Origin of the sequence: Chryseobacterium sp. SC28 (assembly GCF_003932955.1) — a bacterium.
Lineage (GTDB): Bacteria > Bacteroidota > Bacteroidia > Flavobacteriales > Weeksellaceae > Epilithonimonas.
This window is the reverse complement of record NZ_QOVY01000004.1, coordinates 29,800-54,361: the sequence shown is the minus strand read 5'-3', so window position 1 is coordinate 54,361 and position 24,562 is coordinate 29,800. Positions and strand designations below refer to the sequence as shown.

Below are 24,562 nucleotides of genomic sequence, written 5' to 3'. Positions count from 1 at the left end.
GATTTTTTTATGAGGAAATATCTGATTTACTATATTCTGCTTTTTACCATTGTTACCGGCTTTTATTATGCTTACTCTTACCTACAGTTATCGGGCAATCAGTTTGTCTATCCGATAGACGATGCCTACATCCATCTGGCCATTGCGAAACATTTTGGCGAAAGTGGATTTTGGTCTGTCAATTTGAATAGTTTTGACAGTGCCTCTTCATCGATTCTTTACACCTTGATATTAAGTGCGTTGATCCGCATTTTTGGCGATAACGTTTATTATCCGATGATTGTCAACATTATGGCCGGATATGTTGCGACTTATTGGATCTACAGATTTTTTCGGGATTTTTATTCGGAGAAAGAGCTGAAAGTGGGACTCATCCTTTTTTTGCCGGTTTCTTTATTATATATGATGGTTATCTTGGGTATGGAGCAGACGCTGCATATGATGTTATCGGTGATGGCGGTTTATTTTATCAAGAAAAATTTTAACAATCATTTTCAGCGGCGCGATTTAGCAAAACTCCTGATCACCGTTTTCTTTTTAGGAATGGTGCGGTTCGAAAGTATGTTTTTTGTTTTTTGGCTGAGCATCATTTTGATCATCGCTAAAAAATTCGAAGAAATGCTGTTGATTTTGCTGGTAGGTCTGGCGCCGATGGTTATTTTTGGTTTGATTTCAATCGCAAACGGCGGCTTCTTTTTTCCCAATTCGGTCATTATCAAAGGAAATTATCCCACCGGTAATCTGCTGAGAAGCACTTGGATAATGTTCGAAAATGGAATTTTATTGAATAAGAGTTTCTACAAATTGTTTCTTTTTCCGCTGATCTGCATTTTTCTCTATCTCATCAAAAACTACCGAAAAAAAAGCTTTAAAGAATTGATTCAAAATGAATCATTGCTGATAATCATTCTTGGCACAGCGCTTTTCCAAAGTTTTTTCGCGGTCATCAAATTTCGGTACGAGAACTATCTTATGGCGATGCTGGTGTTGGTTCTGATCCCAATGGCGGTAGAATATTTAGTTACAGAAAAGAAAAAGGCCGGATATTTTTTATTTGCCATCTCGTTTGTAGGCTTTGGTCTTGTAGGTTTTTACCGCTTTGCGGCGGCGCATCCTGTGCTAAAAAATTCGTCTAAAAACATCGAGGCACAACAAATTGAGATGGCCGGGTTTCTTCATCAATTTTACAAAGGACAAAAAGCCGTTGCAAACGATATTGGTGCCATTGCGTATTTTGGAGAAACGCAGCTTTTAGACATCGTGGGGTTGGGATCCACCGATGTTGCAAGGTTTTATATCGAGAATAGATCTTTGCCGGAATCTGATTTTAATAAAAAATACCATCAATTTTTAGCAGATTATATTTCGAGAAACGGATACAAAGTGGCGGTCATCTATCCCAAATGGTTTCCCGGGCAAGTCCCGAAAAGCTGGATTCCTGTGGCATCGTGGAGGATAGAAAACAATATTGGAACGGCTCAGAACCGGGTGGTTTGGTATGCCTTCAATAACAGCGATGCAGTAATTTTGAGGCGCAATCTGGCACAATTTGATCTCAATAAAAATGTGACTGCATATTATTTTATCAATAAATGAAAAAATCCAGCTTTGTAAGGAGCCGGATTCTAATTTTAAAAATTTTAACTTTTATTTGCCAAGGTAGGAACTGTACATCCAGACCTCTTTTTCTTGTTCCGTAATGTAGTCGCTCATTTGGGAGTTGGTGCCTTCGTCGCCCGCTTTTTCTGTGATTTCGAGAAGCTCTCTTTGCAGCTCAATCACTACCTTGAAAGAATTAAGAATGAGTTCGACGCTTTTGTTTCCGTCAGAAACTTCTTTGCTTTCTTTGATGGTCGATATTTGCAAATAGTCCGAATAGTTATGAGCCGGAGTAGCTCCCAGAGTTAAGATTCTTTCGGCAATTTCATCAATTTTTAAAACCAAACTATTGTAAAGTTCTTCGAATTTCGGATGAAGCGTGAAGAATTGCTCGCCTTTGATGTTCCAGTGAGAACCTCTGGTGTTTTGGTAAAAAACCGAGTAATTGGCTAATAAGACATTAAGTTTGTCTGCGATGGTTTTGCAATCGGTTTCTTTGAGGCCGATTAAAGTTGCATTTTTCATTATGTTAAAGATATTGGATTTATTGTTTAAATTTTGATTAATGGAAAATCGCCTATTTGTAAGCAATAATCTTTCCAAAATTAATCATTTCCGGAGAGATGCTGATGAAAATTGGACAAATGTCTTATTGAAAATTTCAATCGCTAATTATTTTTGTTCCAACTACTTGTAGATTACAAAATTATTCATATTTTTGCACCCTAAAATAAAAAGCAATTAAATGCCTACTATTCAACAATTAGTAAGAAAAGGAAGAGTCGCACTCACCAAGAAGAGTAAATCGGCTGCCCTTGATTCTTGTCCACAAAGACGAGGTGTATGTACGAGAGTATATACCACCACTCCTAAGAAACCTAACTCTGCACTGAGAAAAGTTGCAAGGGTAAGACTTTCCAACGGTAAAGAGATCAACGCCTACATCCCGGGCGAAGGACATAATCTTCAAGAGCACTCGATAGTATTGGTACGCGGCGGAAGGGTGAAAGACCTACCGGGAGTACGTTATCATATCGTAAGAGGAGCACTGGACACGGCAGGTGTCAACGGAAGAACTCAAAGACGATCTAAGTATGGAGCCAAGAGACCAAAACCAGGTCAGGCAGCTGCAGCGCCAGCTAAAGGAAAGAAAAAATAATCATTAAATAAAGGTACAGAAACAATGAGAAAGACAAAAGCGAAAAAAAGACCGTTGTTACCAGATCCGAAATTTAATGATCAATTGGTAACGAGATTCGTAAACAACTTGATGCTGGATGGTAAAAAATCTATCGCATTCAAAATATTCTATGACGCACTAGACATCGTAGAAACCAAAAAAGGAGAAACCGAAAAAACCGCCCTTGAAATCTGGAAAGATGCATTGACCAACGTGATGCCTCACGTAGAAGTACGTTCCCGAAGAGTAGGAGGCGCCAACTTCCAAATTCCGATGCCCATCAGAGCCGATAGAAAAATTTCTATGGCCATGAAATGGCTAATCAAATATTCTAAAGCTAGAAATGATAAATCTATGGCTTTGAAATTGGCCAACGAAGTGATAGCAGCCTCCAGAGAAGAAGGAGCCGCTTACAAGAAAAAATCTGATACTCACAAAATGGCGGAAGCTAACAAAGCTTTCTCACACTTCAAATTCTAATTATAAATGAGTAGAGATCTTAAATACACAAGAAATATAGGAATTGCCGCGCACATCGATGCCGGTAAAACCACTACAACCGAAAGAATCTTATTCTATACCGGGGTCAACCACAAGATTGGAGAAGTTCACGATGGGGCTTCTACAATGGACTGGATGGAGCAGGAAGCAGAAAGAGGCATCACCATTACTTCTGCCGCTACAACTTGCAATTGGAACTTCCCGACCGATCAGGGAAGACCGCTTCCGGAAACCAAATCCTACCATTTCAATATCATCGATACGCCGGGACACGTTGATTTCACAGTAGAAGTTAACCGGTCGTTGAGAGTATTGGACGGATTGGTATTCCTTTTCTCTGCAGTAGATGGAGTCGAGCCTCAGTCTGAAACCAACTGGAGATTGGCCGATAATTACAAAGTTGCAAGAATGGGATTCGTAAACAAAATGGACCGTCAAGGTGCCGACTTTCTTAATGTGGTAAACCAAGTTAAGACCATGTTGGGATCAAACGCTGTCCCGATTGTTTTACCCATCGGTGCCGAAGAAGATTTCAAAGGCGTGGTGGATTTAATAAAAAACAGAGCCATCGTTTGGGACGAAGAAGGGCAAGGCGCTACTTTTGAAGTGGTTCCGATCCCCGAAGATATGAAAGACGAAGTTTTGGAATATCGCGAAAAATTAGTCGAAGCTGTTGCGGATTATGATGACTCTTTGATGGAAAAATTCTTCGAAGATCCGGATTCTATTTCCGAAGACGAAATCAACGAAGCCCTTAGAAAAGCGACGATCGATCTTTCTATAATCCCGATGACTTGTGGTTCGTCGTTCAAGAATAAAGGTGTACAGTTTATGTTGGATGCCGTTTGCAAATATCTGCCGTCTCCATTGGATAAAGATGATATCAGAGGCACAGACCCGAGAACCGGCGCCGAAATCGCCAGGAAGCCAGACGTGAAAGAGCCTTTCGCAGCTTTGGCCTTTAAAATAGCTACCGATCCTTTCGTGGGAAGATTGGCGTTCTTCAGAGCCTATTCAGGAAGACTTGATGCGGGTTCTTATATTTTGAACAGCCGTTCGGGAGACAAAGAAAGAATCTCGAGAATCTATCAGATGCACGCCAACAAGCAAAACCCCGTAGATTATATTGAAGCGGGAGATATTGGCGCAGCAGTAGGTTTCAAATCTATCAAGACCGGTGATACTATGTGCGACGAGAAAAACCCAATCGTTCTAGAATCGATGGTTTTCCCGGAGCCCGTGATCGGTATTGCCGTTGAGCCTAAGACCAAAGCGGATCAGGATAAAATGGGTAATGCCCTGTCTAAACTGGCAGAAGAAGATCCCACTTTTACGGTACGAACAGATGAGGCATCCGGCCAGACCATTATCTCCGGGATGGGTGAGCTTCACTTGGATATCATCGTCGATCGTATGCGGAGAGAATTCAAAGTAGAAGTCAACCAAGGGCAGCCTCAAGTGGAATACAAAGAAGCACTCACGCAAGTGGCCAGCCATAGGGAAGTTTACAAAAAACAAACCGGTGGTAGAGGTAAATTTGCAGATATCGTTTTCGACATAGGTCCAGCGGACGAAGGTAAAACTGGTCTGGAATTCGTCAACGAAATCAAAGGCGGTAACATCCCGAGAGAATTTATCCCTTCCGTAGAAAAGGGTTTCAAAGAAGCCATGAAAAATGGACCTTTAGCAGGTTTCGAAGTCGAATCGATGAAGATCGTGCTCAAAGATGGATCTTTCCACGCCGTTGACTCCGATCAGTTATCATTCGAATTAGCTGCCAAAATGGGATTCAAAGAGGCCGGTAAAAAAGCAAAACCTGTGATCATGGAGCCTATCATGAAATTGGAAGTGGTAACTCCGGAAGAATATATGGGCGACATCGTAGGAGACCTCAACCGCAGAAGAGGTACGATAAACGGTATGGACGATAGAAATAATGCCAAGGTCATTAAAGCTTTCGTGCCACTATCTGAAATGTTTGGTTATGTTACTTCGCTCAGAACCTTGTCCTCCGGAAGAGCTACTTCTTCGATGGAATTCGAGAAATACGAACCGGCGCCACAAAACATTGCCGAAGAAATCATTGCTAAAGCTAAAGGTTAATTTTTTAAATTAAAAAAATGTCACAAAGAATCAGAATAAAATTAAAATCTTACGATTACAACTTGGTGGACAAGTCTGCCGAGAAAATCGTAAAAACGGTAAAATCTACAGGTGCTGTTGTAAACGGACCCATTCCTTTGCCAACCAATAAGAGAATCTTCACGGTGTTGAGATCTCCGCACGTGAACAAGAAAGCCAGAGAGCAGTTCCAATTATCATCGCACAAGAGATTGATGGATATCTACTCTTCTTCTTCCAAAACTGTGGATGCCTTGATGAAACTTGAATTGCCGAGCGGTGTAGACGTAGAAATTAAAGTGTGATGATTCAAATTATCATGAATATAATCCCCTTTCGAAAGATTGGGGATTTTTTGCTTTTACTGATGGATTTGATGATGGCGAGAATTTCTCACATAAGCGGGCATTAGTAAATATTTTCGGCTGTTCGAATGGGTAAATTAAATGGTGATGTTTCACAATTCCGTAACTCACAAATTATCAAATAATTTCCAAATATTTATTTGTCATTATAAAAAATATTCCTACATTTGCACACTCATTTTAGGGAAGGAGTATGCCTATTTCAAACATAGTACATTACGAACACCGCTAAAATGTTGTATTTTTTGAATATAGTAGATATATAATAAATAATGTCAGGTATTATTGGAAAAAAAATCGGGATGACATCTCTGTTTGACGAGAACGGCAAAAACTTGCCTTGTACCGTTATCCAGGCTGGTCCATGTACGGTTTTACAGGTCAGAACCGAAGAGAAAGACGGCTACAAAGCTGTTCAGTTGGGTTTCGATGACAAGAGTGAGAAGAACGTTGGTAAAGCGTTGGCCGGCCATTTCAAAAAGGCGGGTTCTACTCCTAAAGCAAAGTTGGTAGAGTTCTACAGAGAATTTGTAGACCAAGTGACGGTAGGAGAAGAGGTAACTGTAAAATTATTCGGCGAAGGAGAATTCGTGGATGTAACAGGTACTTCCAAAGGTAAAGGTTTCCAAGGTGTGGTGAAAAGACACGGCTTTGGAGGTGTGATGCAGGCTACTCACGGACAGCACAACAGACTTAGAGCCCCCGGTTCTATCGGTGCGGGTTCAGATCCCTCAAGAGTATTCAAGGGGATGAGAATGGCAGGCAGAATGGGAGGTAAGCAGGTCACCGTGCAAAACCTTCAGGTTTTGAAAGTAGATGAGGAACAAAATCTTTTAGTTGTAAAAGGTGCTATTCCGGGAGCAAAAAATTCTTATGTAATTGTCAGAAAATGGAATTAGTAGTATTAAATACATCAGGAAAAGAAACCGGAAGAAAAGTATCTCTTGACGAATCAGTTTTCGGAATAGAGCCCAATCAGCACGCGGTTTACTTAGAAGTTAAACAATATCTTGCCGCTCAGCGACAAGGGACTCATAAATCAAAAGAAAGAAGCGAGATCACAGGATCTACCCGAAAGCTTAAAAAGCAAAAAGGTTCCGGATCTGCAAGATATGGTGATATCAAGTCGCCAACTTTCAAAGGTGGGGGTAGAGTTTTTGGCCCGAAACCGAGAGATTACCGTTTCAAATTGAACAAATCTTTGAAAAGATTAGCCAAGAAATCTGTGCTTTCTCAAAAATTGAAAGACAACAGCGTTAGGGTTTTGGAAAATTTCAGTTTTGATGCGCCTAAGACCAAAGAATTCATCAAATTGTTGGATGCTTTGACGCTTACGGGTAAAAAATCATTATTCGTCCTTCCTGAGTCTAACAAGAATGTATATTTATCTTCAAGAAACTTGCCCAAAACAAAAGTTTTGAATTATAACGAGATCTCTTCTTATGATTTGATCAACGCCGGTGAGATTATCTTCTTGGAAGATGCCGTAGAAAAATTTCAGGAAAATCTAAAGAAATAAATCATGTCAGTTATTATTAAACCAATCATTTCAGAAAAAGCAAACTATCTTACAGAGTTGAGAGGTGCTTATTCTTTCTTAGTTGCTCCCAAAGCAAACAAGATCCAGATCAAAGGTGCAATAGAAGCACATTATGGTGTAAAAGTAGCAGACGTTAGAACGATGATTTATGCGCCTAAAGTTTCTACAAAAAACACCAAACAAGGACTCCAGGTTGGGAAAACCAATAAATTGAAAAAAGCGGTTGTAACACTGGCCGCCGGAGATGTTATTGATATTTTCGCAACGAATTAATTAATTATAAATAATAGTAATGTCTGTTAGAAAATTAAAACCTATCACCCCGGGACAGAGATTCAGAATTGTAAACAATTTTGAGGAAATTACTACCAACAAACCAGAGAAATCTCTTACCGTTGGTATTAGTAAGTCAGGTGGACGTAACCAAACTGGTAAGATGACCATGCGTTACACCGGCGGTGGACACAAAAAGAAATACAGAATTATCGACTTCAAAAGAAATAAGCACGACGTAGAAGCCACGGTAAAAACTGTAGAATATGATCCCAATAGAACTGCTTTCATCGCTTTGGTGGAATATGCAGACGGCGAGAAAAGATACATCATCGCTCCAAACGGAATCAAAGTAGATCAAAAAATAGTTTCAGGAGAAAGCGTAGAACCAAATGTTGGCAACGCTATGAAGCTGAAAAATATCCCGCTGGGAACTGTGATCTCTTGCATCGAAATGAAACCCGGGCAAGGTGCTATCCTTGCCAGAAGTGCCGGATCATCGGCTCAATTAACTTCAAGAGACGGGAAATATGCCATCGTGAAATTGCCTTCAGGAGAATCCAGAATGATCCTCACCGAGTGCTATGCAATGATTGGATCTGTTTCCAACTCAGACCATCAGTTGACTGTATCGGGAAAAGCCGGTAGAAGCAGATGGCTTGGGAGAAGACCTAGAACGAGAGCCGTCGTAATGAACCCAGTAGATCACCCGATGGGTGGTGGCGAAGGACGTTCGTCCGGAGGACACCCAAGATCTAGAAACGGTATGCCGGCCAAAGGTTACAAAACTAGAAAGAAAAACAAAGCGTCTAACCGTCACATCATATCTAAAAGAAAATAAATATGTCAAGATCACTTAAAAAAGGACCTTTTATTCATCATACTTTAGATAAGAAGGTTCAGACAAATATACAGTCTAATAAAAAGACAGTCATCAAAACTTGGTCCAGAGCGTCTATGATCTCTCCGGATTTCGTAGGTCAAACTATCGCAGTACACAACGGGAAATCTTTTATCCCCGTTTATGTTACAGAAAACATGGTAGGACACAAGCTAGGCGAATTTTCTCCGACAAGATCTTTCAGAGGTCACGGTGGTAACAAAAATAAAGGAGGTAGATAATCATGGGATCAAGAAAAAGAGAAAGTGCATTAGCACGTAAAGTAGCAAACCAAGATGTGGCAAAAGCGTTGTACAACGACTGCCCATCTTCTCCAAGAAAAATGAGATTAGTAGCTGATATCATCAGAGGAGTAGAGGTAGAGAAAGCTTTGTCCATCTTAAAATATTCTAAGAAAGGGGCTTCCGAGAAATTGGAAAAAGTACTCCTTTCTGCCATTGCCAACTGGCAATCCAAAAACGAAGGTGCCGACATAGAGGAAGCAAACCTGGTTGTAAAAGAAGTATTCGTGGATAGCGCAAGACAACTGAAGAGACTGAGACCGGCTCCGCAAGGACGCGGCTACAGAATCAGAAAAAGATCTAACCACATTACATTAATCTTAGGTACTAAAAATTAATTCAAGGTATGGGACAGAAGACAAATCCAATTGGTAACAGATTAGGAATCATCAGAGGATGGGATTCTAACTGGTTTGGTGGTAAAAACTACGGCGACAGAATCGCTGAAGATTACAAAATCAGAAGATACCTTGAAGCAAGATTATCCAAAGGCGGAATTTCAAAAATCTATATTGAGAGAACCCTGAAATTAGTAACTGTGACGATCACGACTGCCAGACCGGGACTTATCATCGGAAAAGGCGGACAAGAAGTGGACAAACTAAAAGAAGAGTTGAAAAAATTGACCGGTAAAGATATTCAGATCAATATCTTCGAAATCAAAAGACCCGAGCTGGATGCCGTGCTCGTTGCCGACAGCATTGCTAAGCAAATTGAAAACCGTATCTCCTACAGAAGAGCTGTGAAAATGGCCATCGCTTCTACGATGAGAATGGGTGCAGAAGGGATCAAAGTGCAAATTTCCGGAAGATTGAACGGCGCTGAAATGGCACGTTCCGAAAACTTCAAAGAAGGACGAATTCCTTTATCGACTTTCCGTGCAGATATCGATTATCACATCGGTGAAGCATTGACGCAGTATGGTAAATTAGGCGTCAAAGTTTGGATTATGAAAGGAGAAGTGTACGGCAAGAGAGAGCTTACGCCACTCGTAGGACAACAGAAAAAAGCACCTTCCGGAGGACGCAGCGACAGAAATGAAAGAGGCGGAGACAGAGAGAACCGAGGTGGCGAGAGAAAACCAAGAAGAAATAATTAATAAAATTTTAGAGGATAGTTTTTAAATGACCGTTACTTTTTTAAAATCTAAATTCTAAAATCTAAAATTTAAAATTATGTTACAACCAAAAAGAACCAAATTCCGCAGAGTTCACAAGATGAAGATGAAGGGGATTGCCCAAAGAGGGAATCAACTCGCTTACGGAACCTTCGGAATCAAAGCTACAGAGGGAGCTTGGATTACTGCAAGACAAATTGAAGCAGCCCGTATCGCTGCGACAAGATATATGAAAAGAGAAGGCCAGCTATGGATCAAAATATTCCCGGACAAGCCGATTACCAAGAAACCGGCCGAAGTAAGGATGGGTAAAGGTAAAGGTGCCGTAGAATATTGGGTAGCCGTAGTGAAACCCGGTAAAATTATGTTCGAAGTTGGTGGCGTACCTTACGATGTTGCCAAAGAAGCCCTTAGGCTTGCAGCTCAGAAGTTGCCGGTCGTTACGAAATTCGTAGTGGCAAACGATTTTGTTAAACCGCTATAATCTCTATTAAAATGAAAAAAGCTGACATCAAAAATTTAAGCAAAGAGGATTTACAAAACCAATTGGCTGAAGCCAAAGCTAATTATACAAGAACAAAATTAGCCCACAAAATCAGTCCGCTGGAAAATCCGATCTTAATCAGAGATTTGAGAAGATCTATCGCTAGACTAAATACCGCGTTAACTAACAAACAATAATTCCTTTTTACAATGGACAGAAATTTAAGAAAAGAAAGAATCGGAATAGTTTCCAGCAATAAAATGGAAAAGACTATTGTTGTTAGCGAAACTACGAGAGTGAAACATCCAATGTACGGCAAATTCGTTTTGAAAACGAAAAAATATACCGCTCACGATGAAAAAAACGAATGCACAGAAGGCGATACAGTTTTGATCACTGAAACCCGACCTCTGAGCAAAAACAAAAGATGGAGATTAGTAAGAATCATAGAAAAAGCTAAATAATGTTACAAACCGAATCAAGATTAAAAGTTGCTGATAACACGGGTGCTAAAGAAGTACTGGTAATCAGAGTTCTAGGAGGTACTAGAAGAAGATATGCTTCTGTGGGTGATAAAATTGTAGTGACTATCAAAGATTCTACACCATCAGGAAACGCAAAAAAAGGTCAGGTATCCAAAGCGGTGGTCGTACGAACAAAAAAAGCCGTGCGAAGAAAAGATGGTTCGTACATCAAATTTGAAGACAACGCTTGTGTGTTGCTCAACGCTGCCGGAGAAATGAGAGGAACCCGTGTTTTCGGGCCTGTGGCGCGCGAATTGAGAGATAAAGAATATATGAAGGTTATTTCATTAGCTCCTGAAGTACTTTAATTTTAAAATTTTACAAAAAAATGACAAAAGTTAAAATAAAAAGAGGAGACAATGTACTTGTAACTACCGGAAAAAATAAAGGTAAGAAAGGCGAAGTCCTACAAGTCATCAGAAAAGAAGGTAAAGATCCAAGGGTCATCGTTGCAGGACTGAATATCGTGAAGAAACACATGAAACCATCCGCCGCTAACCCTCAAGGAGGAATTGTTGAAAAAGAAGCTTCTATACACATCTCAAACGTGGCACTCATCGATAAAAACGGGAAAGCTACCAAAGTGGGAATCAAAATAGACGGAGACAAAAAAGTAAGAGTAGCGAAAACTACCGGCGAAACTTTATAATTAGATTTACGATGGAATATATAGCAAGACCAAAACAACAATATAAAGACAAGATCGTTCCTGCAATGATGGAAGAATTTGGGTACAAATCTGTAATGCAGGTGCCTAAATTATTGAAAATCGTTGTAAGCCAAGGACTGGGATCGGCGGTTCAGGATAAAAAAATCGTGGATTACGCTATCGAAGAGTTGACGGCAATCACAGGACAAAAAGCGGTAGGTACCCTATCCAAAAAAGATGAAGCAGCCTTCAAACTAAGAAAAGGAATGCCAATCGGGGCGAGGGTGACACTTAGAGCAGATAAAATGTACGAATTCCTAGACCGATTGACGTCCTCTGCGCTACCAAGAATTAGAGATTTTTCCGGTATCAAAGCTGACGGTTTCGACGGAAGAGGCAACTACAACTTAGGAATCACCGAGCAAATCATCTTCCCGGAGATCGTCATAGACAAAGTGAAAAAAATCCAAGGGATGGACATTACTTTCGTGACAACTGCAAAGACTGACAAAGAAGCAAAATCATTATTAACTCACTTCGGGTTACCTTTCAAAAAGAATTAAGAAATGGCTAAAGAATCAATGAAAGCGCGCGAGCGCAAAAGAGAAGCTACTGTAGCGAAATATGCTGAGAAAAGAAAAGCTCTGAAAGAAGCCGGAGATTACGAAGCATTGCAGAAGTTGCCCAAAAATGCCTCCCCCGTGAGATTACACAACAGATGTAAATTGACAGGCAGACCTCGAGGATATATGAGAACATTCGGCATTTCCAGAGTAACTTTCAGAGAAATGGCGAACAACGGCCTAATCCCCGGCGTGAAAAAAGCTAGTTGGTAAGCAACAAGAACAATCGAGGCAATTAAGTTGATTGTAGATAAAAGAAAAAAGTATAAAGAGAAAAGATTTTAAGGTCTTGGCTCTTTGTTCTTTTATCTTGATTCTTTTTCAAAACTGGTTGTCATAAACCAATAATTTAAAACAAAGAAATGGTAACAGATCCAATTTCAGATTTCCTGACCAGAGTAAGGAACGCACAAAGCGCAGGCCACAAAGTGGTGGAAATTCCTGCATCGAAAATCAAAAAAGAGCTTACGAAAATTCTTTTCGACCAAGGTTACATCTTGAATTACAAATTCGATGACAACACGGTTCAGGGAACAATCAAAATCGCTCTTAAGTACGACAAGCAAACTAATAAGCCGGCGATCAAGTCTATCCAAAGGGCTTCGAGACCGGGACTGAGACAGTACAAGGGTTCGGCCGAACTGCCAAGAGTGCTCAATGGCTTGGGCATCGCTATTATCTCTACTTCCAGAGGAGTGATGACCGACAAAAAAGCAAGACAAGAGAAAGTAGGAGGCGAAGTCATTTGCTACGTATATTAATTTTTTAAAACAAAGGAAAATGTCAAGAATTGGTAAAGCAATTATAGAAGTTCCTGCTGGTGTTACAATTTCTCAAAAAGATAATGTGGTAACAGTGAAAGGTCCAAAGGGCGAATTGGTTCAGGAACTTACAGGAGGAATTACCTTCACTCAGGAAGACGGCGTACTGACGTTCAGCCGACCGTCCGACTCAAAAGAACACAAAGCGCTTCACGGCTTGTACCGCGCGCTTATCCACAATATGATTGTGGGGACAACGACAGGATTCACCAAGCAATTAGAATTGGTAGGCGTTGGATACAGAGCATCCCACAGCGGCCAAAGATTAGAATTGGCTCTCGGATTTTCCCACGCTATCGTCTTGGAACTTCCAAAAGAAGTGACCTTGGATACATTGACTGAAAAAGGGAAAAACCCGATCGTTACGCTATCTTCTTACGATAATCAACTGCTGGGAATGGTGGCTGCAAAGATCAGATCTTTCAGAAAACCAGAGCCTTACAAAGGTAAAGGTGTGAGATTCGTAGGTGAAATCATTAGAAGAAAAGCCGGTAAATCTGCATAAAAATTAAGAAAATGGCATTAACAAAAGTTGAGAAAAGAAACAGAATCAAAAGAAGAGTAAGGGGTAAGATCTCAGGATCTGCAACCTTACCAAGATTGTCTGTATTCAAAAGCAATAAAGAAATCTACGCACAGTTGGTAGATGATAAAGAAGGAAAAACCTTGGTATCGGCCTCCTCCAGAGAAAAGGGAGTGGATGCTAAAGGCACAAAAACAGAAGTAGCTGCAGCCGTAGGTAAGGCAATTGCCGAAAAAGCCAAAGCCGCCGGTATCGAGAATATCGTTTTTGACAGAAATGGTTTCGTGTACCACGGCCGAGTGAAAGCTCTTGCAGATGGCGCCAGAGAAGGGGGTCTTAAATTCTAATCTTAAAAATTCGGAAAAAAAATGGTAGATAGTAGTATAGAAAGAGTAAAACCTGGAGGATTAGAATTAAAAGATCGCCTGGTAGATGTCAACAGAGTAACCAAAGTTACCAAAGGAGGTAGAGCTTTCGGGTTTTCTGCAATTGTTGTGGTAGGAAACGAAGACGGAATCATCGGGTACGGACTCGGTAAATCCAAAGAAGTGGCTTCTGCCATCGCAAAAGCCGTTGAAGATGCTAAGAAAAACTTGGTAAAAGTTCCTGTCATCAACCACACCATCCCGCACCAGACTTCTGCAAGATACGGCGGTGCCGATATCTTCTTGAGACCAGCGTCTCACGGTACAGGGCTCATCGCGGGGGGCGCCGTTCGTGCAGTATTGGAATCTGCAGGTGTACACGATGTATTGTCGAAATCTAAAGGTTCTTCTAACCCACATAATGTGGTGAAAGCGACTTTCAACGCATTGCTCGACATCAGAAGACCAGAGGAGATCGCAAGAATGAGGGGAGTTTCTTTAGATAAAGTGTTTAACGGTTAATCAATATCATAATGGCAACAATCAAAGTAAAACAAGTTCGAAGCGCTATTAATAGATCCAAAACCCAAAAAAGAACGCTGGAAGCTTTAGGATTTAAAAAATTGCACCAAGTGATCGAGCACGAAGCAACACCTTCCATCTTAGGAATGATCGCTTCTGTGAGTCACCTATTAGAAGTTCAAAAATAATAACAGATCAAGAGATGCAAGATGGGAGAGTTCTCTTCGGTCTCGCATCTATATCTCAAATATTCAATAAGACAATGAATTTAAATAACTTAAAACCATCAGCTGGTTCCACATTCAGCACAAAAAGAATCGGCAGAGGGCAGGGAAGCGGCTACGGTGGTACTTCAACCAAAGGTCACAAAGGTCAAAAAGCCAGAGCCGGATATTCTCAGAAAATCGGTTTCGAAGGCGGGCAGATGCCTTTGCAAAGAAGATTGCCAAAATTTGGTTTCAAAAACGTTAATAGAAAAGAGTTCAGAGCCATCAATCTCGATACCATCCAAACTTTGATCGATACCAAGAACATCACCGGTGATATCACCCGAGACGTCTTGGTAGAAAACGGTCTTGCATCTAAAAACGAATTAGTAAAAATCCTAGGCAGAGGAGATTGGAAAGCCAATGTTTCGATCGCTGCGGATAAATTCACTAAATCTGCTGAAGAAGCCATCAACAAAGCAGGAGGTAAAGCCATTACTCTTTAATCATTGACTAATGAAAGAATTTATACAAACACTTAAAAACATTTGGAGCCTGAAAGAGCTGAGAGATAAAATAATCCTGACGCTTTTGCTGGTCCTTGTGTATAGATTCGCATCGTATATTTCACTTCCGGCGATCAATACTGCAGAAGTAGGAAACTTACTGCAACACTACCAAAACCAAGGCGGAAACCAGCAGGGTGCGGGTCTTTTGGGTTTATTGTCTTCTTTCACCGGAGGCGCATTCAGCCGTGCTTCTATTATGGCGTTGGGAATTATGCCCTACATTTCTGCTTCTATTATTGTACAACTGATGGGTATGGCAATCCCTTATCTGCAGAAGTTGCAAAAAGACGGCGAAAGCGGCAGAAACACGCTCAACCAAATCACGCGCTGGCTAACCATCGGAGTCTGTCTTGTACAGGCGCCTTCTTACCTCACATCGGTAACACAATTTTTCCTGCCTTACTCGCAGTTCCAGTCGGCGTACTATATAGATCCCGCATCTGTAATGTTCTGGCTGCCAAGCATCATTATTCTGGTGGCTGGCTCGGTTTTTGCAATGTGGCTGGGCGAGAAGATTACGGATAAAGGAATTGGCAATGGTATTTCTATTCTTATTATGGTAGGAATCCTTGCAGATCTGCCGACAGCTTTTTATCAAGAGGTAATTACTCAGAACGGTAAAGGTGGTTTTGGCAGCATTATGATTTTGATAGAAATTATTTTCTGGCTTGTGGTCGTTCTGTTAGCAATCATATTATCGGTTGCCGTACGAAAAATCCCCATCCAGTATGTAAGCAGAGCCCAAGCAAGAGGTGGCGTGAGCAGAAATCTAATGGAAGGTGCCAGGCAGTGGATTCCCCTGAAGGTAAATGCAGCGGGCGTAATGCCCATCATCTTTGCACAGGCATTAATGTTCGTCCCGGGATTGCTTACAAAAGTTGACGAATCCAATACCTTTTTGGCAGGATTCAAAAATGTATTTAGCTGGCAGTACAATGTATTGTTTGCCTTATTAATTATAATTTTCTCGTTTTTCTATACGGCAATCACCATTCCTGTAAATCAGATGGCTGATGATTTAAAGCGCAATGGAGGATTGATTCCGAAGGTAAGACCCGGGAAGGAAACGGCTGATTATCTGGATGATATTTTGTCCAAGATTACCTTGCCGGGAGCAATATTTTTGTCTATCTTTGCAGTCCTTCCGGCGGTAGTGCATGGAACGTTTGTTCAGACAGATCGGTTTGCCTTGTTTTTTGGAGGTACATCGTTGCTGATTATGGTGGGCGTTATCTTAGATACCGTGCAGCAAATCAATACGTATCTGCTGAACCATCACTATGATGGGTTGATGCAATCTAAATTATCAAGATCATCAAACTATTAAAAAAGTCAATGGCTAAACAGAAACATATAGAACAGGACGGCGTGATTACCGAAGCACTTTCGAACGCGCAGTTCCGCGTAGAACTGGAAAATGGACACGTGTTGATAGCCCATATTTCCGGTAAAATGAGAATGCATTATATTAAACTCTTACCCGGAGACAAGGTAAGACTCGAACTCTCTCCTTATGACTTAACTAAAGGGAGAATAACTTTTAGATATTAAAAACAACAAAATGAAGGTTAGAGCATCTATCAAAAAACGAAGTGCTGATTGCAAAATTGTACGCAGAAAAGGTGTGCTTTTCGTAATCAACAAAAAGAACCCTAAATTTAAACAAAGACAAGGTTAAGAACCACAATTAAATTATGGCGAGAATTTCAGGTATTGATTTACCAAAAAACAAAAGAGGCGTTATCGGGCTTACTTACATCTACGGTATCGGAAGAAGAACGGCTTCAGAAATTTTGAAAAACGCTGGAATCAGCGAAGACAAGAAAGTCAACGAATGGAATGACGATGAATTGGCCGCAATCAGAAACTACATCACCGAAAATATCAAAGTAGAAGGTGAATTGCGTTCTGAAGTGCAATTGAACATCAAGCGATTGATGGACATAGGATGCCAACGAGGAATACGTCACAGACTAGGATTACCTTTAAGAGGCCAGAGAACGAAAAACAACTCCAGAACCCGAAAAGGAAAGAGAAAAACAGTTGCTAACAAGAAAAAAGCAAGTAAATAATCGTTAGGAATTATGGCAAAACAAACCAAAGTAGTTAAGAAAAGAAAAGTAAAAGTTGATGCTATCGGCGAAGCGCATATCCAGGCTTCCTTCAATAACATCATCATTTCTTTAACCAATAAAGCAGGAGAGGTAATCTCTTGGGCTTCTGCCGGCAAAATGGGTTTCAGAGGTTCTAAAAAGAATACGCCGTTCGCAGCGCAGATGGCTGCCGAAAACTGTTCGCAAGTCGCTTTCGAAGCAGGCCTCAGAAGAGTGAAGGTTTTTGTAAAAGGTCCCGGCGCCGGTAGAGAATCTGCCATCAGAACGCTGCACAACTCAGGGATCGAAGTAAGCGAAATCGTGGACGTGACGCCGCTGCCACACAACGGATGCAGACCACCTAAAAGAAGAAGAGTATAACCCGAAAGTTTTGAATTTTAAATTTTAAATGCATTCATTTTTAATCTAAAATCTAAAATCCTAAAATCCTACAAAACATGGCAAGATATATTGGCCCAAAAACAAAAATTGCTAGAAAATTTGGTCAAGCAATTTTCGGAGATGACAAAAACTTCGAGAAAAGAAAAAATCAACCACCGGGACAGCACGGCGTCAACAAAAGAAGAGGCGCAAAGAAATCGGAATATGCCGTACAGTTGGCAGAAAAACAAAAAGCTAAGTACACCTACGGCATCCTCGAGAAACAATTTGCTAACCTTTTCGAAAAAGCGCATAGAAGCAAAGGCGTAACCGGAGAAGTCCTGTTGCAACTTTGCGAATCGAGATTGGATAACGTGGTTTACAGACTTGGCTTTGCAAAAACAAGATCTGCAGCCAGACAACTGGTTTCCCACAGGCACATCACTGTGAATGGGGAATTGGTAAACATCCCTTCTTATTTGCTGAAAGCCGGCGACGTGATTGCAGTGCGAGAGAAGTCAAAATCCCTCGAAGTCATTGCAGACGCTCTCGCTTACAAAGCAAATTATGAGTGGTTACAATTCAATGACGAAAAGAAAACTGGCACTTTCACGACTGCTCCTGAGAGAATTCAAATTCCTGAGGATATCAAAGAACAGTTGATCGTCGAATTATACTCTAAATAATAATTTTTTCAAATTTTTGCTCAACCAGACTATGGCAATTTTAACATTTATAAAACCCGATAAAGTAATCCTTTTAAACTCCACAGACTTTAAAGGACAATTCGAATTCAGACCTTTGGAATCAGGTTTTGGGCTTACTATCGGTAATGCATTGAGAAGAGTTTTGCTTTCTTCTCTGGAAGGATATGCTATTACTTCTATCAAAATAGAAGGCGTAGAGCACGAATTTTCCACGATACCGGGAGTAATCGAAGATGTTACGGAAATCATTCTTAATCTGAAACAACTACGCCTCAAAGCGAAGACAGAAAACCCGGGAGCCGAGCAGTTCACTGCAAAAATATCGAACAAAGATGTTGTGACCGCCGGAGATTTGGGCGCCTCCATTACCAATTTCGAGGTTCTAAATCCGGATTTGGTGATCGCAACCCTCGCCAAAGGCGTAACGTTCGAAATCACTTTCAACATAGAAAAAGGAAGAGGATATGTGCCGTCTGATCAGAACAAATCCAGCAATGCACCCGTCGGAACTATTGCGATCGACTCCATCTTCACCCCAATCAAGAAAGTGCAGTACAGCATAGAAAATTATCGTGTAGAGCAAAAAACAGATTACGAAAAATTGGTGTTGGATATAGAAACCGATGGATCTATCACGCCACAGAACGCTTTGACAGAAGCTTCCAAAATATTGATCTATCACTTTATGCTGTTCTCCGATGAGAGAATCACATTAGAAACCGAAGCCGTAAAAGCTTCCATCCAATACGATGAGGAAACCCTTCACACCAGACAACTACTAAAGTCAAAATTAGCAGATATGGATCTTTCCGTAAGAGCCCTCAACTGCCTGAAAGCCGCTGAAGTAGAAACCCTTGGAGAATTGGTCTCTTTCAGTAAATCTGATTTGATGAAATTCAGAAATTTTGGTAAAAAATCGTTAACAGAACTTGAAGAATTGGTTCACTCAAAAGGACTTAATTTCGGGTTTGATGTTGCAAAATATAAGTTAGACGCTGATAAATAATCCTTACAATGAGACACGGAAAGAAAATCAATCACTTAGGCAGAACAGCCCCGCATAGAAAAGCAATGCTTGCCAATATGGCCTGTTCGCTAATTGAACATAAAAGAATCAACACCACAGTGGCCAAAGCCAAAGCTTTGAGAGTTTACGTGGAACCCATCCTCACAAAAGCTAAAGAAGATACCACACACAACAGAAGAACCGTTTTCTCCTACCTGCAAAGTAAAGAAGCCGTGACCGAATTGTTCAGAACTGTGGCTCCGAAAATTGCAGAAAGAAACGGTGGCTACACACGGATCATCAAAACCGGTTTCAGACTGGGCGATGCAGCCGATATGGCAATGATCGAGTTGGTAGATTTCAACGAGATCTACAACCCCAACGCAGAAGAGAAGAAAGCCACCAGAAGAAGCAGAAGATCCGGTTCAGCTCCTAAAAAGGAAGTTGCAGTGTTCGAAGCTACTGAAGCTAAAGCGGAAGAAACGCCTGCTTCAGAAACTTCTTCAGAAGAAAAAACCGAAGAATAAACATTCTCCGTTTTTATACAATAAACCATCTCATTTCGGGATGGTTTTTTTATGGTAATCTTCTCCGTAAATATACTTGAAATTGTAGCAGACTCTTTTTTTAATTCAAACTCTATTTCGACAATCCAACCATTTCCGTGATCTCAATATCGTAGCCTGAAATAACTGGTCTGATATTCGGATTCTGAGTGATAATCTTGAATTTGTGAATGCCAAGATCTTTCAGAATCTGGGTTCCGATTCCGTAATCCCGAAAGTTGGGAGCCACAGGAGGACGCACGCCTTTAGCCTGATAATTAAGAAATTGCTGCACTTTGCTCAGCGTGTTTTCTTTCGTAGAAACATTGTTGATAAAGACGATGGCTCCTTTTCCCTCAGCATTGATAAGATCTACCACCCGCTGCATCAATGGATGCTCCCCGTTGGCAAGCCTGCTCAAGACATCAAAATAAGAACCGGAAGATTGCACCCGCACCAGCACAGGCTCATCCGGCGCCCAAGTTCCCTTGGTCAACGCAAAATGGATCTGCTCCGTCGGTTTTTCCTCAAAGACATAAAATTTAAAATTTCCATAATAGGTCTGGATATCGCGCTCTTCGATTCTTTCTACCAGATCGCCTTGCCTTAACCGATACTGAATCAAATCTTCTATCGATACGATTTTCAGATCGTGCTTTTTGGCAAATTCCATCAGATCCGGCAGTCTCGCCATGCTTCCGTCTTCATTCATAATTTCGCAGATCACGCCACCTTCTTTCAGCCCCGCCAACCGCGTCAGATCGATTGCCGCTTCCGTATGTCCGGCTCTCTTCAGCACGCCGCCTTCCTTTGCCCGCAGTGGGAAGATGTGTCCCGGCCTCATCAAATCACCGGGTTTGGTCGCCGGATCCATGATGGCTTGGATGGTTTTCGCACGGTCGCCGGCCGAGATTCCGGTGGTAGTGCCTTTCCCCAGAAGATCTACCGATACCGTAAAAGCAGTTTCCTTGGGGTCGGTAGAATTGACGACCATCGTATTAAGTTCCAGTTCGTCGCATCTTTTTTCGGTCAACGGCATGCAGATCAAACCTCTGGCGTGGATCGTCATAAAGTTGATCATCTCCGTCGTCACCATCTCCGCCGCAGCCAGCAGATCGCCTTCATTTTCTCGGTCCTCATCATCTACTACGATGATCATTTTACCTTTTTTGAGATCGGCCAGTGCCTCCGGAATCGTATTGAGTTGGATCTTGTCCATTTATTCTAAAATTTCTGCAAAGATACTGATTTCGAACCTAAAAAACAGATGGCAACACCTTTAAAGATGTGGAAAACATCCATCATTTGGAGCCGGGAACCTGCTGTCCACTATTATCTTTTTGTTTTTCAGAAGGCTTGGTGATCCTCACACGGCGTGGCCGAAAAAACAAAAAGGATAGCCGTTACCATCAGGGCTAGTAACGCTTGGTCTTCAAAGTCTGTTTAGAATCCTTTCAAACTTATTTCTGAAATTAGAAACTTTTTAAATTTGAAATTTGAAAAAAAACACTAAATTTGCAAGCCAAGAAAAATGGTGCTTTGGCCGAGTGGTTAGGCAGTGGTCTGCAACACCATCTACAGCGGTTCGAATCCGCTAGGCACCTCATCCGAAAACCCCAATTCATTTTAATAATGTTTTAGGGTTTTTTTATTACATTACAGTTGTTCTAAAATCAAATAGTTGTTCGCTCCGATTTTTCTGCTAAAATATTTCCTTAATAATCTCCAAAGATTTTGGCTCGCGGAAGTCTGAAAAATGGCAATGGAAATAGACCAAAATAGAATCGAGGAAATTCTGTTTTTCGGCTCTGCTCAGTTTTATGGAATAAGGATCGTGGGAAGTAATAAGATTCCTCCAAACCCCCGAAACTTCTTTGCCAAACAAAGGATGAACTTCTGCATCTTCGAAATGTCCGGTCTCGGGATTCAAAAACGTTTTCTCCGAGAAGAGCGGCTGCAAGCCTTGTTGCTTGAGAAGCCTGAAAATAAAAATCAAATGCGACTGGAAATTATTAATCTGCAACTGACTTAAGAAAATAGAAATTTCGGAATAGATGCCCACATTTCGATGCTCATTCCTCAAAACCTGATTGAGCAAATCTGATATAAAAAACAAAATGGAACTTTTCCGAATGTCTGTACTGAAAAAATCGACATTTTTTTGCTCCATTTTCAGGACGTTCGGAATATTTTTTTTCTTGTCCGAAGTGTACAGTACGAGCTCATTCAACGGAAAAAGAAAAGCCTTCTTATTATTTTTGGGCGCGTATATTCCTTTGGCAAAGAAACTTTCGAAGCCATTTTCTTTGCAAAAACAATGGAGAACCGCATCCTGATCTCCATATTTGGTATAAGACAGTAGAAAAACTTCCTGTGTCATCGGTTAATTCACGACCGCAATCTTGGCCGTGGCCGTATCGGTTCCGTCTTCGTTGGTCATCAGCACAAAATAGATTCCGGAGGCCACCCGCACGCCACGCTGATTTGCCAAATTCCACTCGAAATACCCGCCCGTTGCCACCGCAGAATGTACCAGATTTCCCGCCGCATCGGTGATCCGGATATTGGTTTTTGCGGCCAGCCCGCGTATTCTCACGTTGCCTTTGTATTGGGCATAGACCACCGGATTGGGGTAAACCAGAACGTCGCCAAAGTTGGAAGTCACTTCTGCGACGTCGCCCTGGTAAACCACGATGCCGTCCAAGGTTACGAAATAGACTTTCCCGGTTTTGCTGTCGATTTCGATATCGGTAACGCTGTCATTGGGCAAAGGGGAGTTGGATTTTGTAAATTTATAGATGGTTTTGTCGCCATTGGAACTGATGTAGAAAACACCGCCGCCATCGATGGAGATCCATTTTTGATTTCCGGAGTCTGTCCTGATTTGCAAAAGCTTTGCATCCCTGAAAAGTTCTTCTGCCAGGCCATTCTCTTCGATGATAATGGGATCGGTCTGCGGATTATCTTCCAAAATGGCAGCTTTCGGATTCGACAATATGCGCAGACCTTCGTTGTTGCCAATCCAAACATCATCATTGTTGTCGATGCTTACAGATGTAGTACCGTCGATGGGTAGATTATTACCTTTTTTCAACACCTTGAATCTGTCATCGGAAGTGGAACTCGCGGTGTTGTTGTAATCATAAATCATCAGTCCGCCGTCACTCGTGTAGGGTGCCGGAATATACAGGACGCCGTCTTTGGTAACCGGCTTTTGGATGCCTCCGATATTAAAAGTCGTAAAGGGATTGACCCCAAATGCATCGTTGGACTTATTGAATAAATAAAAGCTGGAGGTAGGACAAGGATCATTAAAAGCCGGACAAGTGGACTGGACGGTGCAGAAAAGATTATTCTGACTGTCGAAAACTAATCCCACAGGCTTGTACCAATACGCCCTTTCATCACTATTGAAAGAATATCTTTTGACAAATTCATTATTCCGCATCTTATAAACGCCTTTGTCGGTTGGCGAAAATCCGTTGGAATAAAAATTGGTAAAATAGATCTCTGTGGGATTGGACGGATCGGGAACCACATCCAAAATATTGAATTTGACGGAGGTATTGTTTAAAAAATAGGTTGGATAGTTCCATTTGGTGCCGTCGAAATGGTAATAGCCGATTTTGTCTTCGTTGGGATTGCCGGCAGTGGCTACAGGATCAGAATTTCTATTGCCCGAGGCCACCCATATTTCGTTATTGAGTAAGCTAAGCTTATAAGCTCTGTTGTTGTAGGGACCATCGGGTCGGAAACTGTTTTTTTGCTCATTATAGATTCCCGAAAATTTTGTTCCTGTAAACAAAGTATTGTTATAGACCAATGCAGTATTGACTATTTCTCCCGCATCAAAGGTTTTCTGAAGCGCACCCGCCGTGCTGTAGATATAAACTTGGCTCTGATCTGTCACGATGATTTGGTTCTCCGTCACTCTCAAATCCTGAATATTTGTAAACGTTTTGCTAAGGTTAGAATAAGTGGGGCCGGTGCCATAGCTCACTTGTGTGCTCGTGGCAAAAGCAATTGTACTGTTGGCATCTACTTTTTTAAAAGTTCCGCCGAGAGGCGTTGCCCAGCTGGAAAATACAGGGAAAGTCGCGTCCACTTCGTGGGACTTGATGCCGGAACTGGTTGCGGCGTATATCGTATTGTCTTTCAAGACTGCGGCATTGGCAGCCAAATATGTTCCGCCGGTTGCAAAAAAAGCCGTGTCTCCAAATTCTCTTCTGCCAATATTGAAGATAGAAACGCCATAGCCCACCGAGATCACAGCCCGGTCGCCATTAATGGAGATATGATTGATTCTCTTGCTGCCGTTGTAGCCGGTGGCCAAAGGAATATCGACGATCAGGAAAATACCCTCGGGCGTGATGACATCCATCGAGCCGTTTTGATAGCCTACGATTCCCATCTTCGTAGCCGAATTGTAATCAAAGGCGGAAATTTTCACCTCGTGCAGACCATTGGCTTTAGAGAGTTTTTTGATCTCCCCCGTCGATGGATTATAGTAGAAAATACCGTTTTCCGTAGCCGCTATCAATCGGTCGCCATCTTCCCGAATAGTCAAAACATTGTTGTAGGAGAACAGGTCGCTCCATTTGGTGGAAGTCTGAGCTTGGCAAAGCAGCGCAATGCCAAACGATATCAATAATAAAATTTTCTTCAT

General features: G+C 41.4%; 37 protein-coding genes and 1 tRNA gene. 34 read left to right on the top strand and 4 right to left on the bottom strand.

Features of this window, described 5'->3' with window-relative positions; all coding sequences use genetic code 11:
• Nucleotides 1-9: 9 nt before the first annotated feature.
• A complete protein-coding gene (locus tag DTW91_RS03810; protein ID WP_125202089.1) occupies nucleotides 10-1,596 on the top strand; it encodes a hypothetical protein in 1,587 nt (528 codons plus the stop codon).
• A 51-nt stretch (nucleotides 1,597-1,647) separates the two neighbouring features.
• On the opposite strand, the gene DTW91_RS03805 is transcribed toward DTW91_RS03810, so the two are convergent.
• Entirely contained in the window at nucleotides 1,648-2,124 is a 477-nt protein-coding gene (locus DTW91_RS03805; protein ID WP_125202088.1) for a Dps family protein, read from the bottom strand.
• A gap of 220 nt (nucleotides 2,125-2,344) precedes the next feature.
• Between DTW91_RS03805 and rpsL the strand changes: the two genes are divergently transcribed.
• The 32 genes from rpsL to rplQ all read left to right on the top strand — a co-directional run bounded on the left by rpsL (nucleotide 2,345) and on the right by rplQ (nucleotide 19,878).
• Nucleotides 2,345-2,758, top strand: a complete 414-nt coding sequence (rpsL, locus tag DTW91_RS03800) for a 30S ribosomal protein S12 (protein WP_125202087.1) — start codon at nucleotides 2,345-2,347, stop codon at nucleotides 2,756-2,758.
• Nucleotides 2,759-2,782: 24 nt separating this feature from the next.
• Nucleotides 2,783-3,259: a 30S ribosomal protein S7 gene (gene rpsG / locus DTW91_RS03795; RefSeq protein ID WP_125202086.1), complete on the top strand. Its 477-nt coding sequence runs from the start codon at nucleotides 2,783-2,785 to the stop codon at nucleotides 3,257-3,259.
• Between the two features lie 6 nt (nucleotides 3,260-3,265).
• Complete coding sequence (gene fusA / locus DTW91_RS03790) at nucleotides 3,266-5,383, top strand: elongation factor G (RefSeq protein WP_125202085.1); 2,118 nt, start codon at nucleotides 3,266-3,268, stop codon at nucleotides 5,381-5,383.
• Nucleotides 5,384-5,400: 17 nt separating this feature from the next.
• Nucleotides 5,401-5,706 carry a 30S ribosomal protein S10 gene (gene rpsJ / locus DTW91_RS03785; RefSeq protein WP_125202084.1) on the top strand — a complete coding sequence of 102 codons (306 nt, stop codon included), beginning with the start codon at nucleotides 5,401-5,403 and terminating at the stop codon, nucleotides 5,704-5,706.
• Nucleotides 5,707-6,038: 332 nt separating this feature from the next.
• Nucleotides 6,039-6,665, top strand: coding sequence for a 50S ribosomal protein L3 (gene rplC, locus DTW91_RS03780; protein WP_125202083.1), 627 nt, complete (start codon nucleotides 6,039-6,041; stop codon nucleotides 6,663-6,665).
• Entirely contained in the window at nucleotides 6,656-7,285 is a 630-nt protein-coding gene (rplD, locus tag DTW91_RS03775) for a 50S ribosomal protein L4 (protein WP_125202082.1), read from the top strand. The genes rplC and rplD overlap by 10 nt, the downstream gene beginning before the upstream one ends.
• Before the next feature lie 3 nt (nucleotides 7,286-7,288).
• Nucleotides 7,289-7,579 carry a 50S ribosomal protein L23 gene (gene rplW / locus DTW91_RS03770; protein WP_125202081.1) on the top strand — a complete coding sequence of 97 codons (291 nt, stop codon included), beginning with the start codon at nucleotides 7,289-7,291 and terminating at the stop codon, nucleotides 7,577-7,579.
• Nucleotides 7,580-7,598: 19 nt separating this feature from the next.
• Nucleotides 7,599-8,420, top strand: a complete 822-nt coding sequence (gene rplB / locus DTW91_RS03765; protein ID WP_125202080.1) for a 50S ribosomal protein L2 — start codon at nucleotides 7,599-7,601, stop codon at nucleotides 8,418-8,420.
• A gap of 2 nt (nucleotides 8,421-8,422) precedes the next feature.
• Nucleotides 8,423-8,701: a 30S ribosomal protein S19 gene (gene rpsS / locus DTW91_RS03760; RefSeq protein ID WP_125202079.1), complete on the top strand. Its 279-nt coding sequence runs from the start codon at nucleotides 8,423-8,425 to the stop codon at nucleotides 8,699-8,701.
• A gap of 2 nt (nucleotides 8,702-8,703) precedes the next feature.
• Nucleotides 8,704-9,099 (top strand): 50S ribosomal protein L22, encoded by a 396-nt coding sequence (rplV, locus tag DTW91_RS03755; RefSeq protein ID WP_125202078.1) that lies wholly within the window; start codon nucleotides 8,704-8,706, stop codon nucleotides 9,097-9,099.
• An 8-nt stretch (nucleotides 9,100-9,107) separates the two neighbouring features.
• Nucleotides 9,108-9,860, top strand: coding sequence for a 30S ribosomal protein S3 (gene rpsC / locus DTW91_RS03750; RefSeq protein WP_125202077.1), 753 nt, complete (start codon nucleotides 9,108-9,110; stop codon nucleotides 9,858-9,860).
• A gap of 76 nt (nucleotides 9,861-9,936) precedes the next feature.
• Nucleotides 9,937-10,362, top strand: a complete 426-nt coding sequence (gene rplP / locus DTW91_RS03745; RefSeq protein ID WP_125202076.1) for a 50S ribosomal protein L16 — start codon at nucleotides 9,937-9,939, stop codon at nucleotides 10,360-10,362.
• Nucleotides 10,363-10,373: 11 nt separating this feature from the next.
• Nucleotides 10,374-10,559, top strand: a complete 186-nt coding sequence (gene rpmC, locus DTW91_RS03740) for a 50S ribosomal protein L29 (protein WP_125202075.1) — start codon at nucleotides 10,374-10,376, stop codon at nucleotides 10,557-10,559.
• A gap of 12 nt (nucleotides 10,560-10,571) precedes the next feature.
• Entirely contained in the window at nucleotides 10,572-10,826 is a 255-nt protein-coding gene (gene rpsQ, locus DTW91_RS03735) for a 30S ribosomal protein S17 (protein ID WP_125202074.1), read from the top strand.
• Nucleotides 10,826-11,194, top strand: a complete 369-nt coding sequence (gene rplN / locus DTW91_RS03730; RefSeq protein WP_027383311.1) for a 50S ribosomal protein L14 — start codon at nucleotides 10,826-10,828, stop codon at nucleotides 11,192-11,194. Before rpsQ ends, rplN begins: the two co-directional genes overlap by 1 nt.
• Before the next feature lie 20 nt (nucleotides 11,195-11,214).
• Nucleotides 11,215-11,535, top strand: a complete 321-nt coding sequence (gene rplX / locus DTW91_RS03725; protein WP_125202073.1) for a 50S ribosomal protein L24 — start codon at nucleotides 11,215-11,217, stop codon at nucleotides 11,533-11,535.
• Nucleotides 11,536-11,546: 11 nt separating this feature from the next.
• Nucleotides 11,547-12,098: a 50S ribosomal protein L5 gene (gene rplE / locus DTW91_RS03720; RefSeq protein WP_125202072.1), complete on the top strand. Its 552-nt coding sequence runs from the start codon at nucleotides 11,547-11,549 to the stop codon at nucleotides 12,096-12,098.
• Nucleotides 12,099-12,101: 3 nt separating this feature from the next.
• Nucleotides 12,102-12,371 carry a 30S ribosomal protein S14 gene (gene rpsN, locus DTW91_RS03715; protein WP_027383308.1) on the top strand — a complete coding sequence of 90 codons (270 nt, stop codon included), beginning with the start codon at nucleotides 12,102-12,104 and terminating at the stop codon, nucleotides 12,369-12,371.
• Nucleotides 12,372-12,520: 149 nt separating this feature from the next.
• Nucleotides 12,521-12,919: a 30S ribosomal protein S8 gene (gene rpsH, locus DTW91_RS03710; RefSeq protein ID WP_125202071.1), complete on the top strand. Its 399-nt coding sequence runs from the start codon at nucleotides 12,521-12,523 to the stop codon at nucleotides 12,917-12,919.
• A gap of 19 nt (nucleotides 12,920-12,938) precedes the next feature.
• Nucleotides 12,939-13,484: a 50S ribosomal protein L6 gene (gene rplF, locus DTW91_RS03705; protein WP_125202070.1), complete on the top strand. Its 546-nt coding sequence runs from the start codon at nucleotides 12,939-12,941 to the stop codon at nucleotides 13,482-13,484.
• 11 nt (nucleotides 13,485-13,495) lie between these two features.
• On the top strand, nucleotides 13,496-13,849 hold the full coding sequence (gene rplR, locus DTW91_RS03700; protein ID WP_125202069.1) for a 50S ribosomal protein L18: 354 nt from the start codon (nucleotides 13,496-13,498) through the stop codon (nucleotides 13,847-13,849).
• Between the two features lie 21 nt (nucleotides 13,850-13,870).
• Entirely contained in the window at nucleotides 13,871-14,389 is a 519-nt protein-coding gene (rpsE, locus tag DTW91_RS03695; protein ID WP_125202068.1) for a 30S ribosomal protein S5, read from the top strand.
• Between the two features lie 11 nt (nucleotides 14,390-14,400).
• Nucleotides 14,401-14,577, top strand: coding sequence for a 50S ribosomal protein L30 (gene rpmD / locus DTW91_RS03690; protein WP_125202067.1), 177 nt, complete (start codon nucleotides 14,401-14,403; stop codon nucleotides 14,575-14,577).
• A 74-nt stretch (nucleotides 14,578-14,651) separates the two neighbouring features.
• Nucleotides 14,652-15,101 (top strand): 50S ribosomal protein L15, encoded by a 450-nt coding sequence (gene rplO, locus DTW91_RS03685; protein ID WP_125202066.1) that lies wholly within the window; start codon nucleotides 14,652-14,654, stop codon nucleotides 15,099-15,101.
• 10 nt (nucleotides 15,102-15,111) lie between these two features.
• Nucleotides 15,112-16,491, top strand: a complete 1,380-nt coding sequence (secY, locus tag DTW91_RS03680; RefSeq protein WP_125202065.1) for a preprotein translocase subunit SecY — start codon at nucleotides 15,112-15,114, stop codon at nucleotides 16,489-16,491.
• An 8-nt stretch (nucleotides 16,492-16,499) separates the two neighbouring features.
• Nucleotides 16,500-16,715 (top strand): translation initiation factor IF-1, encoded by a 216-nt coding sequence (infA, locus tag DTW91_RS03675; RefSeq protein WP_027383300.1) that lies wholly within the window; start codon nucleotides 16,500-16,502, stop codon nucleotides 16,713-16,715.
• 10 nt (nucleotides 16,716-16,725) lie between these two features.
• Entirely contained in the window at nucleotides 16,726-16,842 is a 117-nt protein-coding gene (gene rpmJ / locus DTW91_RS03670; protein WP_007839480.1) for a 50S ribosomal protein L36, read from the top strand.
• Nucleotides 16,843-16,858: 16 nt separating this feature from the next.
• Nucleotides 16,859-17,236 carry a 30S ribosomal protein S13 gene (gene rpsM, locus DTW91_RS03665; RefSeq protein WP_125202064.1) on the top strand — a complete coding sequence of 126 codons (378 nt, stop codon included), beginning with the start codon at nucleotides 16,859-16,861 and terminating at the stop codon, nucleotides 17,234-17,236.
• Nucleotides 17,237-17,248: 12 nt separating this feature from the next.
• Nucleotides 17,249-17,638 carry a 30S ribosomal protein S11 gene (gene rpsK, locus DTW91_RS03660; protein ID WP_125202063.1) on the top strand — a complete coding sequence of 130 codons (390 nt, stop codon included), beginning with the start codon at nucleotides 17,249-17,251 and terminating at the stop codon, nucleotides 17,636-17,638.
• 77 nt (nucleotides 17,639-17,715) lie between these two features.
• Nucleotides 17,716-18,324 (top strand): 30S ribosomal protein S4, encoded by a 609-nt coding sequence (gene rpsD / locus DTW91_RS03655; RefSeq protein WP_125202062.1) that lies wholly within the window; start codon nucleotides 17,716-17,718, stop codon nucleotides 18,322-18,324.
• A 31-nt stretch (nucleotides 18,325-18,355) separates the two neighbouring features.
• Nucleotides 18,356-19,351, top strand: a complete 996-nt coding sequence (locus DTW91_RS03650; RefSeq protein WP_125202061.1) for a DNA-directed RNA polymerase subunit alpha — start codon at nucleotides 18,356-18,358, stop codon at nucleotides 19,349-19,351.
• Between the two features lie 8 nt (nucleotides 19,352-19,359).
• On the top strand, nucleotides 19,360-19,878 hold the full coding sequence (gene rplQ, locus DTW91_RS03645; RefSeq protein ID WP_125202060.1) for a 50S ribosomal protein L17: 519 nt from the start codon (nucleotides 19,360-19,362) through the stop codon (nucleotides 19,876-19,878).
• A 112-nt stretch (nucleotides 19,879-19,990) separates the two neighbouring features.
• Here the strand turns inward: rplQ and ribB are convergent, their stop codons facing one another.
• A complete protein-coding gene (ribB, locus tag DTW91_RS03640; protein ID WP_125202059.1) occupies nucleotides 19,991-21,115 on the bottom strand; it encodes a 3,4-dihydroxy-2-butanone-4-phosphate synthase in 1,125 nt (374 codons plus the stop codon).
• A 314-nt stretch (nucleotides 21,116-21,429) separates the two neighbouring features.
• Between ribB and DTW91_RS03635 the strand changes: the two genes are divergently transcribed.
• Nucleotides 21,430-21,500 (top strand) — tRNA-Cys (locus DTW91_RS03635).
• 98 nt (nucleotides 21,501-21,598) lie between these two features.
• On the opposite strand, the gene recO is transcribed toward DTW91_RS03635, so the two are convergent.
• Both recO and DTW91_RS03625 read right to left on the bottom strand, forming a co-directional pair.
• Nucleotides 21,599-22,276 (bottom strand): DNA repair protein RecO, encoded by a 678-nt coding sequence (gene recO, locus DTW91_RS03630; RefSeq protein WP_125202058.1) that lies wholly within the window; start codon nucleotides 22,274-22,276, stop codon nucleotides 21,599-21,601.
• A 3-nt stretch (nucleotides 22,277-22,279) separates the two neighbouring features.
• The gene (locus DTW91_RS03625) at nucleotides 22,280-24,562 is read right to left on the bottom strand and encodes a T9SS type A sorting domain-containing protein (RefSeq protein WP_125202057.1); all 2,283 of its coding nucleotides are present in this window, start codon (nucleotides 24,560-24,562) and stop codon (nucleotides 22,280-22,282) included.